This window comes from Flavobacterium columnare (assembly GCF_014844295.1).
Classification (GTDB): Bacteria; Bacteroidota; Bacteroidia; order Flavobacteriales; family Flavobacteriaceae; genus Flavobacterium; species Flavobacterium columnare.
This window is the reverse complement of sequence record NZ_CP054494.1, coordinates 1,343,015-1,355,761: the sequence shown is the minus strand read 5'-3', so window position 1 is coordinate 1,355,761 and position 12,747 is coordinate 1,343,015. Positions and strand designations below refer to the sequence as shown.

Annotated in this window: 14 protein-coding genes and 1 tRNA gene; 11 read left to right on the top strand and 4 right to left on the bottom strand. The window is 32.8% G+C overall.

Going from position 1 to position 12,747, the window contains the following annotated elements; genetic code table 11:
* Positions 1–67: 67 nt before the first annotated feature.
* The 3 genes from HUE53_RS05975 to HUE53_RS05965 form a co-directional block, all read right to left on the bottom strand.
* Positions 68–772 carry a tRNA1(Val) (adenine(37)-N6)-methyltransferase gene (locus tag HUE53_RS05975; protein ID WP_014166113.1) on the bottom strand — a complete coding sequence of 235 codons (705 nt, stop codon included), beginning with the start codon at positions 770–772 and terminating at the stop codon, positions 68–70.
* 166 nt (positions 773–938) lie between these two features.
* Positions 939–1,466 (bottom strand): ribosome maturation factor RimM, encoded by a 528-nt coding sequence (rimM, locus tag HUE53_RS05970; protein WP_014166114.1) that lies wholly within the window; start codon positions 1,464–1,466, stop codon positions 939–941.
* Between the two features lie 17 nt (positions 1,467–1,483).
* Positions 1,484–2,005: a 30S ribosomal protein S16 gene (locus HUE53_RS05965; RefSeq protein WP_014166115.1), complete on the bottom strand. Its 522-nt coding sequence runs from the start codon at positions 2,003–2,005 to the stop codon at positions 1,484–1,486.
* 166 nt (positions 2,006–2,171) lie between these two features.
* Between HUE53_RS05965 and HUE53_RS05960 the strand changes: the two genes are divergently transcribed.
* From HUE53_RS05960 to HUE53_RS05915, 10 genes are all read left to right on the top strand, one after another.
* Positions 2,172–2,861 (top strand): DUF6252 family protein, encoded by a 690-nt coding sequence (locus HUE53_RS05960; protein WP_041253257.1) that lies wholly within the window; start codon positions 2,172–2,174, stop codon positions 2,859–2,861.
* A gap of 228 nt (positions 2,862–3,089) precedes the next feature.
* On the top strand, positions 3,090–4,040 hold the full coding sequence (locus HUE53_RS05955; protein ID WP_065213920.1) for an outer membrane beta-barrel protein: 951 nt from the start codon (positions 3,090–3,092) through the stop codon (positions 4,038–4,040).
* A 284-nt stretch (positions 4,041–4,324) separates the two neighbouring features.
* Positions 4,325–4,642 carry a thioredoxin gene (gene trxA, locus HUE53_RS05950; protein WP_014166118.1) on the top strand — a complete coding sequence of 106 codons (318 nt, stop codon included), beginning with the start codon at positions 4,325–4,327 and terminating at the stop codon, positions 4,640–4,642.
* Between the two features lie 75 nt (positions 4,643–4,717).
* Positions 4,718–5,644, top strand: a complete 927-nt coding sequence (locus HUE53_RS05945) for a DUF58 domain-containing protein (RefSeq protein WP_192188780.1) — start codon at positions 4,718–4,720, stop codon at positions 5,642–5,644.
* A gap of 86 nt (positions 5,645–5,730) precedes the next feature.
* Positions 5,731–5,804: transfer RNA gene (locus HUE53_RS05940), tRNA-Asp, on the top strand.
* 275 nt (positions 5,805–6,079) lie between these two features.
* A complete protein-coding gene (aspS, locus tag HUE53_RS05935) occupies positions 6,080–7,831 on the top strand; it encodes an aspartate--tRNA ligase (RefSeq protein WP_014166120.1) in 1,752 nt (583 codons plus the stop codon).
* Positions 7,832–7,927: 96 nt separating this feature from the next.
* Positions 7,928–8,470, top strand: coding sequence for a hypothetical protein (locus HUE53_RS05930; RefSeq protein WP_097609468.1), 543 nt, complete (start codon positions 7,928–7,930; stop codon positions 8,468–8,470).
* 63 nt (positions 8,471–8,533) lie between these two features.
* Positions 8,534–9,025 (top strand): Crp/Fnr family transcriptional regulator, encoded by a 492-nt coding sequence (locus HUE53_RS05925; RefSeq protein ID WP_317040005.1) that lies wholly within the window; start codon positions 8,534–8,536, stop codon positions 9,023–9,025.
* A gap of 32 nt (positions 9,026–9,057) precedes the next feature.
* Complete coding sequence (locus HUE53_RS05920; protein WP_065212954.1) at positions 9,058–9,621, top strand: DinB family protein; 564 nt, start codon at positions 9,058–9,060, stop codon at positions 9,619–9,621.
* A gap of 54 nt (positions 9,622–9,675) precedes the next feature.
* Positions 9,676–9,873, top strand: a complete 198-nt coding sequence (locus tag HUE53_RS05915) for a cold-shock protein (protein ID WP_014166123.1) — start codon at positions 9,676–9,678, stop codon at positions 9,871–9,873.
* 112 nt (positions 9,874–9,985) lie between these two features.
* Here HUE53_RS05915 and HUE53_RS05910 read toward each other — a convergent pair whose 3' ends face one another.
* Entirely contained in the window at positions 9,986–10,426 is a 441-nt protein-coding gene (locus tag HUE53_RS05910) for a nucleoside deaminase (protein ID WP_014166124.1), read from the bottom strand.
* 333 nt (positions 10,427–10,759) lie between these two features.
* Between HUE53_RS05910 and HUE53_RS05905 the strand changes: the two genes are divergently transcribed.
* Positions 10,760–12,526, top strand: a complete 1,767-nt coding sequence (locus HUE53_RS05905; protein WP_014166125.1) for a 1-deoxy-D-xylulose-5-phosphate synthase — start codon at positions 10,760–10,762, stop codon at positions 12,524–12,526.
* Positions 12,527–12,747 lie beyond the last annotated feature (221 nt).

Below are 12,747 nucleotides of genomic sequence, written 5' to 3'. Positions count from 1 at the left end.
ATAAAATAGAGATTATCCTTAATTGCTAGGTAATCTCTGTTTTTTTAGATCCTATTCAATATCCAAATTACATCTTTAAGTAAAACTCTTGTGTTAATTGAATGTATTCTTCGGTATAGTTATGTCTTGAATTTTCTATTATTAATTCGTCTATCAAAGGTTCTTGCTTAATACGTGTAAAAGCTATTAAACTTCTTTTTGTTTCAGATTTTGGGGTTCCCTTTACTCTTGTAATTCGTAAAGGATATAATGAACGCTCTTGACAAAGGCTTTGGATTTTGTTTTCTTCTGAAAAAGGAATTATAAGGGCAAATATACCTTGATCTGAAAGAAAAAAATCAGCAGCTTCAATTAATTCTTCAAATGGAAGTGACTCTTCAAAGCGAGCTCTATCACGCGATTCGGTGTTGCTTTTATAATCAGTAGTGTAAAAAGGAGGGTTTGATACAATTAAATCATATTCTTCATCTATTTCGTCTACAAATTCGTCTAGTCCAGCATGATAACAGTAAAGACGATCATTCCAAGGGGATTGTTCAAAATTATCGACGCACTGTTCGTAGGCCTCATCGTCAATTTCTATAGCATCTATTTGTTCAGCTTGTGTTCTTTGTGCTAACATAAGAGCTATTAGCCCAGTGCCAGTACCTATGTCTAAAATAGAATGGGGGTTGTTGAAAATAGGTGTCCAAGCACCTAATAAAACACCATCTGTGCCTACTTTCATGGCACATCGGTCCTGTTGAATACTGAATTTTTTGAATTGAAACATGACTGAATATAGTATGAAAAAACTCTTGTTTAACAAGATTCTAATTTTGCTATTTCGGACCTAAGAAAATTACATAATACCAATAACGTGACTTTTCTTTTCGTTAAGGAGGAGCTGTCTGTTCCTTTTGAATAGCTTTTTTGTAAACTATAGTTTTTGGAATAAGTTATTTTAAATAAAGATCAACAAGTCCCTCAGGAGTGTTTAATAGAATTGTTTTGTTATTTCGATTGAGTTCTATTATAAATTCGTCTATCATAGGAACCAAAACTTCAATTCCTTCTTTTTCTATTTCAAAAAGAGGTTGAGCAGCACTGTCATTAATAGCTACTATGTTGCCAATATAGCCTAGGCGTTGATCTAAAACTTTGTATCCTATTACTTCGTGATAGTAAAACTTATTACCTTCTAATGGCGGAAGCATAGAAAGGGGTAGATAGACTTCCTTGCCTATTATTTCGTCGGCTTCTTCCTCTGAATTTATGTCTTCAAATTTTACTTTTAAAAAAGTGCCTTTGTGGAGTTGTGTTTTTTCTATAAAAAAGGGAACCAAGTCTTTGTTGTACGCAACAAAGACTGATTCCAGTTCTTCATACATTTCGGGTTCATCCGTATCTAAATAGATTAAGACCTCGCCCTTGAAACTGAATTTTTTAGCGATTTTACCCAAATAAAAACAATCATCTTTACGCATAAGACCGCCAATTATAATTAAGCTTCTGTTTCTTCGTTGTTAGTTTCTTCTACAACTGGAGTTTCTTCTGTAACTTCAGCTGCCTTAGCTGCTTCGGCTTGAGCTGCCATACGCTTTTCGTTAGCTTCTTTTTCAGCTTTTAAAGCATCTGCTTTAGCGTCTGCCTTAGATTTAGCTAAACCATCTTTTTTAGCGTCTACTTTAGTCGCTTTTTCGTCTAACCATGCTGTAAATTTAGCTTCTGCTTGTTCAGGAGTTAAAGCACCTTTGCGAACACCACCTTCTAAATGATGTTTTAACAGTGCACCTTTGTAAGAAAGAATAGCTCTAGCAGTGTCAGTAGGCTGAGCACCATTGAATAACCATGTTACTGCTTTGTCAACATTTAAGTCAATAGTTGCAGGGTTAGTGTTTGGATTGTAAGTTCCTATTTTGTCTAAGAATTTACCATCTCTTTTTGAGCGTGAATCCGCTGCCACAATCCAGTAAAAAGGTTTTCCTTTTTTACCATGTCTTTGTAATCTAATTCTAACTGGCATAATTAATTGGATTAAATTGAGGTTCCCGACCTCGGTTATTTAAGGGTGCAAATATACGGATTATTTTGATTTTCAAAAGGCTAAATAATATTTTGTTTTCTTTTTGAAATTAGATTGATAAATATTGAGTTAATATCTCTTATTTTTGCTTTTTATAAAATTCAAAATGAGAAATAGTACGTGTCTTTTTTTGCTTTCATTGTTTGGAATTTCTTGTCAAGACGATGTTACCTTTAATAACCAAGCGTTTCAAGTAACTATAGGGAATAGTTTGTGGAAAGCTAATAGTAAAAGTGCTAAAATAAATGTTTCAGGAGTGTTAACATTGGAAGGGAGTTCGTCTACCCATAGCTTGAAAATTCAGGTTAATAATAGCCAAGTAGGGACTTATTCTTTAGGGACTGCTAGTCAAAATGCACTCGTTGTTTATAGCGGGATTAATCAAAATGCGCAGAGTTTTTCAACAGGAATAGGAAAAGGGCCTGTTAGTGAAACAGAAATTATAACTAGAGGTACGGGCTATCTCACTGGGAAAATTGTAAGCGTTTCAGGAGGATCTGGTACAGGATTGAAAGTAAATATAGATGTTGATCCGAAAGGTTTAATTTCTGAAGTTACTTTGGCAAATCCAGGAAAAGACTATAAAGTAGGTGATTTGGTTACTGTGAATGGAGGAAATAATGATGCTGAACTTAAAATTATTAGTACAACCAATAGTGGAGGGCAAATTGTTATTACTGAAAATACAGGTACAACTATTTCGGGAACTTTTACATTTACCGCTTTTAATTCTGGTTCTGGAATTGTTATAGGTGGTAGAGAGGGAGTTTTTTATAAAATACCTATTTCTAGATAAATTTTAACGAACGGAGGTGCGCTTTTTTGTTTTGTAATAGGAATGATTGTTAGTTAATTAAAACAATAAAGCTTTTTTGTTTAGTGTTTTTTTAATGAATTGTTTTAATAAATCGTTTTTTAGAATATATTTGCTGATAAATAATATTATGTTAGTGATTTTTTTGTAATATCACAGCTGATTGTTTTGGGGTTTCCAAAATATGTAATTAACCTAATTATTAAAGAAATGATTAAAAAATTTATGTTACTAGGAGCAGTAGCTCTTTCATTAGCAACTAATGCTCAAGATTCAAAAAGAGGGTTTTATTTAAAAGCAGGTGGGTCTTATTTTGTTCAAACTGTTGGAACTGAATTTCCTGTTGTAAGTGGTTTGGCAGCAACAAATGAAACAACGTTAGTAACCGTTGGTAGTACTGGTGTTTCATCAAGTTTAGTTTCTAAAGAATCTATTACAGGTTCTTTTGGTGAAGGTTCAAGAACTAATCTTGTTGGAGGATTTCGTTTTTCAGAACGTTTAGGAGTTGAAATGGGAGTGCATTACTACATGAGTGCTTCTAAAACTATGGCAGAAAGACATGTATCTATTAAAACGCCTGTTTCATCTATTGGTGATTTTGATGCTGTTGTAAGTGGTAAAATTAGAGCATTAGATTTATCGCCTTCAGTTGTGTTGTATTTAGGAGAGGTGGGTAAGTTTGAACCTTATACTAAAGTGGGGGTTATTTTGCCTGTATTTGGTGATTTAACAATAAAATCTACTACAAAATCTACTATACCAGCACCCTATGCTTTAAATCCTGCTTTCTCTAAATATAAAAATTCAGAAAGAACAGACGTAGTAAAGCCTAATCCTACAATTGGTTTTGTGGCTTCTGTTGGTACTTCGTATAAAATAGCTCCAAAATTATCAGCTTATGCTGAAATTGAATATAGAAATTTTACGGTACATGGAAAAACAAAAGAAACAACAGGGTATATGGTAGAAGGAGTAGATCAATTATCTAATTTGCCTTATTCAGAGTCTCATACAAATTATGTTAATCAGTTAAATGGAACTTCTAATAATTCGGAAACAAATCCAACTGGCTTCGATTCAACAAGACCTAAAGATGAGTTGAGTTCGTATGTAGGTATCAGTGGGATTGGTTTGTCATTAGGTATGCGTTATAATTTCTAATAATTTTACGTGTTAGATGTATAAAAAGAGGGACTAGAGGGATGTAGTTTTGTTATTCCAAAAGGAGGTTAGAACGAAGTGAACAGGCGAAAAAAATACATAGTACTGATAATGTCACTTTGACGACAGGATAAGTGGTAAATCAGACGTTAAGTTGCTGCTTTTTAGAGCTCTCTTTGTTTTCTATTTGTTTTAGCTATAGAGCTATTTTAATTATTAATATTGATGTGTATTTGTAATTGAAATAAAATAGTAAATTTGTCTAACAATTAAAAAGATAGAACATGGCATTAGCAATTACAGATGCTACATTTGATGAGGTAGTATTACAATCAGACAAACCAGTTTTAGTGGATTTTTGGGCAGCTTGGTGCGGGCCTTGTCGTATGGTAGGTCCCGTTATTGACGAAATTGCAACGGAATATGAAGGAAAAGCAGTAATTGGTAAGGTAGATGTCGATGCCAATCAAGAGTTTGCTGCAAAGTATGGCGTACGTAATATTCCTACTGTTTTGATTTTTCAAAATGGTGAAGTGGTAGGTCGTCAAGTAGGTGTAGCTCCTAAAGATACTTATGCTAAAGCAATTGATGCGTTGTTGTAATAAAATATAAGTAAAACTTAAAAGGTCTAACAAATGTTAGGCCTTTTTTTGTGTCATATTCTGTATATTTGAGTTATGAATTTAGAATCTCAAATTAAAACTATCTCTAGCTTTCAACATCTAGAGCTTTTGGCTAATCAGATTGTAGAAGGCTTTATTTCAGGTATGCATAAGTCGCCTTTTCATGGTTTTTCAGCTGAATTTGCGGAACATAAAATATATAATTCAGGAGAAAGTACAAAACATATTGATTGGAAGTTGTATGCAAAAACAGATCGTTTATATACTAAGTGTTATGAAGAAGAAACCAATTTGCGTTGTCATTTAATTCTTGATAATTCTTCCTCTATGCACTATCCGTTGCTCGAAAAAGAGCAATTGTTTTATGAAAATAAAATTGGTTTCTCTGTCTTAGCATCTGCTGTTTTAATGAATTTATTAAAAAGGCAACGAGATGCTGTAGGATTAAGTATTTATTCAGATCATTACGAATATTATGCGCCAGAAAAAGGGAGTGACCGCCATCATAGAATGTTGTTGGATAAATTGGATAGGCTTTTGGCGGATAAGCCTGTTTATAAAAAAACAGACACCATTACATATCTACATCAGATAGCCGAAAAATTACATAAGCGTTCGATGGTAATGCTTTTTACAGATATGTTTCAGTCGGAAGACGAGGAACGCTTGTTTAAGGCGTTACAACATTTGAAATACAACAAACATAAAGTGGTGGTGTTTCATGTAGTAGATTATAAAACAGAATTTAATTTGCATTTTGATAATCAACCCCGCAAATTTGTAGATTTAGAAACTAATGAAGAAATAAACTTATTTGAAGAGGGGTTAAGTAATGAATATCAAAAAATGATGACTTCTTATTTTGAAAGGATAGCCAATACTTGTTCATTGTATAAAATTAAGTATGTGCCTGTTTCAATTGAAGGAAAATTCGAAAAAATAATGACATCTTATCTGGTTGAAAAACAAGCTTTTATTTAATTTTTTTGAAGAAAAACAAAAAAAAGTTTTTTTTTCTCTTGCAAAACAAAAAAACAGTCGTATATTTGCACCGCAATAACGCACAAGGTTTGGTAGTTCAGTTGGTTAGAATACATGCCTGTCACGCATGGGGTCGCGGGTTCGAGTCCCGTCCAGACCGCGAAATTGGGAATATTTTTAGAAGCGCTCTTCGGAGCGCTTTTTTGCCCAAAAAAAGATTTTAAAATTAGTTGTGTTGTTTAGTTCCGAGTAAAATCGGAATGGTTTAGTAGTTAGACCAATGAAAAGCTTTCCGTTTAGGGGAGCTTTTTTTATTTAAATATCTTTTTAAGGATCAAGTTCAAATGTCTTGATCCAAAATAATCTTAATTTGTAAGTAAGGTAAAAAAGAAAATATCTTTTAAAATAGTATTTTTGCATTCAAATTTTATAGAAATGTTTAGAAGTCATACTTGTGGCGAATTAAATGCGTCACATATCAATACAGAAGTTACCCTTGCAGGATGGGTTCAGAAATCTCGAGATAAAGGTTTTATGATATGGGTTGATTTACGTGATCGTTACGGAATTACTCAGCTCATTTTTGACGAAAGTCGTACGGATAAAAAGGTAATGGAATTAGCTAAAACTTTAGGTCGTGAATTTGTGGTTCAAGTGAAAGGAACTGTAATAGAACGCGAGTCTAAAAATTCGAATATACCTACGGGGGATATAGAAATCTTAGTAAAAGAGCTAATTGTTTTAAATCAAGCACAATTACCACCTTTTACAATTGAGGACGAGACAGATGGAGGAGAAGAATTGCGTATGAAATATCGTTATTTGGATATTCGTCGTAATCCAGTAAAAAATAGTTTACTATTCCGTCATCGCGTGGCTATGGAAGTAAGAAATTATCTTTCTAATCAAGGCTTTTGCGAGGTAGAAACACCTTATTTAATAAAGTCAACTCCAGAAGGAGCTAGAGACTTTGTGGTGCCTTCACGTATGAATCCAGGGCAATTTTATGCGTTGCCACAATCGCCACAAACATTCAAACAATTGTTGATGGTAGGAGGTATGGATAAATATTTTCAAATTGTAAAATGTTTCCGTGATGAGGATTTGCGTGCTGATCGTCAACCTGAGTTTACTCAAATTGATTGTGAAATGGCGTTTGTTGAACAAGAGGATATTTTAAATATGTTCGAAGGCTTAACACGTCATTTGTTAAAAGAAGTAAAAGGAATAGAAGTAGATAAATTTCCTAGAATTACTTATGATTATGCGATGAAAACCTATGGTAATGATAAACCAGATATTCGTTTTGGGATGAAGTTTGGAGAGTTAAATACGGTGGCGCAACATAAAGAATTTGGTGTTTTTAATTCAGCTGAGTTAGTAGTAGGTATTGCAGTGCCAGGGGGAGCTTCTTTTACTCGTAAGGAAATTGATGCTTGGATTGAATGGGTAAAACGCCCACAAGTAGGAGCTTCGGGAATGGTATACTGTAAATGCGAAACAGATGGTTCTTTCAAATCATCCGTAGATAAATTTTACGATCAAGAAGACTTAAAGAAATGGGCAGAGATAACTAATGCTAATGCAGGAGATATTATCTTTGTTTTATCTGGGCCAGCTTATAAAACACGTACACAATTAAGTGCTTTACGTATGGAGTTAGCTAACCAAATGGGATTACGTAAACCCAATGAGTTTGCTCCATTATGGGTGGTTGATTTTCCTTTATTAGAATGGGATGAAGAAAGTGGTCGTTACCATGCAATGCACCATCCATTTACATCGCCAAAGCCAGAGGATGTTCATTTAATAGGAACAGAACCTGGGAAAATTAGAGCCAATGCTTATGATATGGTCCTAAACGGAAATGAAATTGGAGGAGGTTCAATACGTATTCATGATAAAGACTTGCAAGCAAAAATGTTTGAGCTTCTTGGATTTTCAAAAGAAGAAGCAGAAAATCAATTTGGATTCTTAATGAATGCCTTTCAATATGGCGCACCACCACACGGAGGGTTGGCTTTTGGATTGGATCGCTTAGTGGCTATTCTAGGAGGTCAAGAAACCATTCGTGACTTTATTGCTTTTCCTAAAAATAATTCAGGTAGAGATGTTATGATTGATGCCCCTTCAGTTTTAGATTTGAAACAATTAAACGAACTGTTTATTGCTTCGATAACTGAATAATCATATAATTTTTATAAATTTGATGCAAGAGGGTGTCTGAAAAGGTTGAAATGATATTATGACCTTTTCGGGCAGCCCTTTTTTAATTTTTAAAAGATGAAAATGAGAATAACCTCCCTAGTGGTAGTTTTATTATGTACTGCAAATTCTTTTGCTCAAGATAAAAAAACAATAACTAAAATCACTGAATTTCTAAAAAAACGAGAAATTGAATTGGTGAAAAAATATGGTTCAAGTCCCGAATATGAAAAAGAGCAAAGAGGAAAAAGAAAATTTATTTTGCGTGAAATTGATTTGAATAATGATAAGAAAAAGGATTATTTTGTATTCTTTAATAACTCCTGTGGAAATGGCGGTTGTGATGCCTTAATCTTAGATTCAAACTTAAAAATAAAAGGAGATTTCTCTTTGGTTGAAACGCCTGTAATAGCAAAAGCCAAAATTGTAAATGGATGGAAGGTACTTAATATAAGTTCAACAGGAATGCGTGAAGTAATTTTTAATAAGCAAAAGCAAGCTTATCCTGAAGAAGGTATAGCCAATCTTAAATTTATTCGATACAAAAAAGAAAAAGGAGACGAGATAATTATTGAGCAACCTAAAAGTATTTGGAAAGAAATGAAATCTTATTTGTATTAAGATATGAAAAACCTCTTGTTTACACTTTTAAATCAGCACCAGTTGTTTGAAAAAACTTTACTGTTGAAAAGAAACGAATATTTGGTTGTAAATGGGAGTATTGATACTAATGTTTATTTTGTGAAAGACGGAAGCCTGAAAATTTCCGTCTTCAATACAGAAGAACAGATTATTCGTTTTGGTTATAAGGGTGATTTTGTTGCTTGTTTAGATAGTTTTTTTTCTGATAAACCAACTGTTTTTTCGATTCAAGCTATAAAAAAAACTATAGTTCTAAAAGTAAATAAAAATAAATTCAAGGCATTAATGTATGCTAATATAGAAACTTTAAAGGTTTGGAATGAGGTGTTAGAAGACTTAATTTTACAACAGTTAGAACGAGAAATGGATTTACTTACGGTTTCTGCTAAAGAACGATTAGAGCGTATTCAACTACGTAATCCACTAGTGTTTCAGGAAATTCCTCATAAACTTATCGCAAATTATCTTCGTATGTCACCCGAAACATTATCAAGATTGAAAAGTCTTGATGTGTATCAAGAAAATTTAAAATAATAAAAAGGAAATTTGTAGTAATTATCATTGCTATGAAAACAACTACACAAATTTTGCTAAGTGAATTAAAGAAACAAGTGCAAACTCATATTGATTATGTAACTACCCTAAAAGAAGAGAACTTAGATTTTTTACAATACCGAAATTCATCTACTTCTTGGAATATTTTAGAATGTATAGAACATTTGAATCTTTATGGTGATTATTATTTGCCAGAAATAGAAAAAGTTATTTCTAAAAGTAAATTTAGACCTAAAATTTATTATACATCAGGTTGGTTAGGAGATTATTTTGCAAAGAGCATGCTGTTGGGTGCTAAAACAAGTAAAATGAAAACATTTAAGGATAAAAATCCTCTAAAAATACCTTTGGATAAAACAACAATTGACAGATTTTTAAATCAACAAAAACAATTGCTAGATCTATTAAAGAAAGCGGAAAGTATAGATCTTGAGAAGGAAAAAATAAAGATAAGTATTGCTCGTTGTTTGAGTATACAATTAGGAGATAGCTTTCGTTTTATAATTAATCATGATGAACGCCATATTGTTCAGTGTCAAAAAATAATCCATAAACTTTTGAATATAAGACTTTGATATCTCGACAAAAAGTCTATCTTTGATAATTATTAATTTTTTATTTTTTTTAGAATGCTAACAGGCAAAGTGAAATTTTTTGTAGAGTCTAAAGGTTTTGGATTCATTACAAACGACGAAACTGGATCAGACATCTTCGTTCACATTACTGCAACAGGTGGTAAAGAGCTTAAAGAAGGACAAAAAGTTTCGTACAACGAAGAAGACGGACGTAAAGGTAAAGTAGCTACTAACGTAGTTGTTATCGAATAATATATATTATTTTAGATTACCGGAATGTTACACCGCTCCTTTTATGGGGCGGTTTTTTATTCCTTTTTAAAATGTGTTTTTCAGATGACTAGGTGTTTCACCTATTTTAGAATTATCTCCTTTTTTTGAAAAAATCTTTCATCAAACGCGTACACTCATCCTGCATAATTCCTGTAACCACTTCTGTTTTAGGATGCAATTTAGCCCCCATAGCTTTATAACCTCTTTGTTCATCAGAAGCCCCATATACAATTTTTGAAATCTGACTCCAGTATAATGCGCCTGCACACATTTGACAAGGTTCTAAAGTAACGTACAGAGTACAGCCTTTTAGGTATTTTCCGCCTAAAAAATTGGCAGAAGCAGTTATGGCTTGCATTTCAGCATGTGCCGTAACATCATTGAGCATTTCTGTTAAATTGTGACTTCGAGCTATTACCCGATTGTCTATTACAATTACAGCTCCTACAGGAATTTCGCCTTCTTCAAAGGCTTTTTCAGCCTCTTGTAAGGCTTTTTTCATAAAATATTCGTCTGTAAAAATGTTTTCCATAAGAACAAAATTACAATTTTGGAATGATCTTTGTTTGTAATTCTGGTTGTTATGTTTAAAATATTTATACTATAACTACCTTATCCCTTTTGTAATGAAAATTAAAATTCAATAACGTCCCTAAAGCAGAAGACCGTTTTATCTTCTCTGTACTAAATTAATAATTGATTTTAGAGATAAAAGACATGGGAAATTTAATATTGTTTACCTTTACTAATAGTCTTAAAAAAATATAGAGAGGGGGACACCTATTAGATAAAATGACTTAAGATGTAGTAGAGGATGTTTTATAAAATCTAGAATAATAAATAGTTTTGATTAATTTTGCTTCTTATGGAAAGTACAATCTTAGACTCAATAAATTCTCCAAGTGATTTAAAAAAAATAGAAATCTTGCAATTACCTTCATTGGCAAAAGAATTGCGTGATTTTATTATAACGATCATTTCTCAAAAAGAAGGGCATTTAGGATCAAGTTTAGGCGTAATTGAATTGACAATTGCTTTGCATTATGTATTTAACACGCCTGAAGATTTATTGGTTTGGGATGTAGGACACCAAGCTTATGGACATAAGATTTTAACAGGTAGGAAAGAGGTGTTTCATACGAATCGAGATTTAAATGGTATCTCAGGATTTCCTAAACGTTCAGAAAGTGAATTTGATGCTTTTGGAGTAGGACATTCTTCTACTTCTATTTCAGCTGTTTTAGGAATGGCGATGGCTTCTCGACTCATAGGTGATTTAGATAAACAGCATATAGCGGTGATTGGAGATGCTTCTATAGCTTCTGGAATGGCTTTTGAAGCCCTGAATCATGCGGGCGATACAGATGCTAATGTTTTGATTATACTAAATGATAATGCCATAGGGATTGATCCAAGTGTAGGGGCTCTAAAAGACTATTTGACATCCTTTAAAGAAGGAACGCTACATACTGAAAATAATATTTTTAAAGCTTTAAATTTTGATTACTCAGGTCCTATTGATGGGCACGATATTCAATCATTGATTTCAGAGCTTAGTCGATTAAAAAAAGTTAAAGGACCCAAATTTCTTCATGTAATTACCACCAAAGGAAAAGGGTTACAATTAGCAGAAGAAAATCAAGTTAAGTATCATGCTCCAGGAAAATTTGATCCTCAAACAGGTAAAATATATCCAAAAGAAGAAGAAGGGTTTCCTCCTAAATTTCAAGACGTTTTTGGGAAAACATTAGTAGAATTGGCACAAGAGAATCAAAAAATTATAGGGGTAACACCTGCAATGCCATCAGGAAGTTCGATGAAATTTATGATGGAAACTTTCCCAGAACGTGCTTTTGATGTAGGAATTGCAGAGCAACATGCTGTAACTTTTTCTGCGGGTATGGCCACTCAAGGAATGATTGTTTTTTGCAATGTTTACTCTACCTTTTTACAAAGAGCTTACGATCAGGTTATTCATGACGTAGCATTGCAAAAATTGCCCGTTATTTTTTGTCTTGATAGAGCAGGTTTTGTGGGAGAAGATGGGGCTACCCATCATGGTTTGTACGATATTGCTTATTTGAGTTGTATACCAGATTTAGTTGTTACAGCACCACTAAATGAAGTAGAACTTCGTAATATGATGTATACTTTTCAATTAGGTATTAATATTCCTGTGAGTATTCGTTATCCAAGAGGTAGAGGGTTTGTTCAAAATTGGAAATTACCGTTTGAAAAAATAGAAATAGGAAAAGCAAAACAACTGCGTAAGGGTAAAAATGTAGCCGTTTTATCTACCGGAACTATTGGGAATAACGTGATCAAGGCTTTAGATGATTTAAAATTATATGAATTTTCTCATTATCATTTTCCTTTTGTTAAACCTTTAGATGAGGGTGTGTTACATGAAATAGGTCAAAATTATCAACAAATTATTACGGTTGAAGAAGGATGTCTTAAAGGGGGGTTTGGAACTCTTATAAGTTCATTTTTTACAGACAATAACTATTTAATTTCTATAAAAAGATTAGGTGTTCCTGATGAATTTATTGAACAAGGAACTATTAATGAATTGCATAAAATATCAGGAATTGATGTAGCAGGATTAAAAGAGTTATTACGTTTGTTTTAGATGGAAAAAATCTGAAAAGTATAAACTTTTAGTTAATTAAAGAGACTGTCTAAAAGGATGGTATTTCTCGTTTAACTCCGTTCAGAAGATAGACTATATATTGAAATGTTGTTTCTAGACAGTCTCTTTATTGTTACTATTCAAATGGTTACTAGAGATGATTTTATAGACTCGATTCTCTAGGGTAAAAGAACTTTAATAGAGTTTTTTTAACTTGGTGC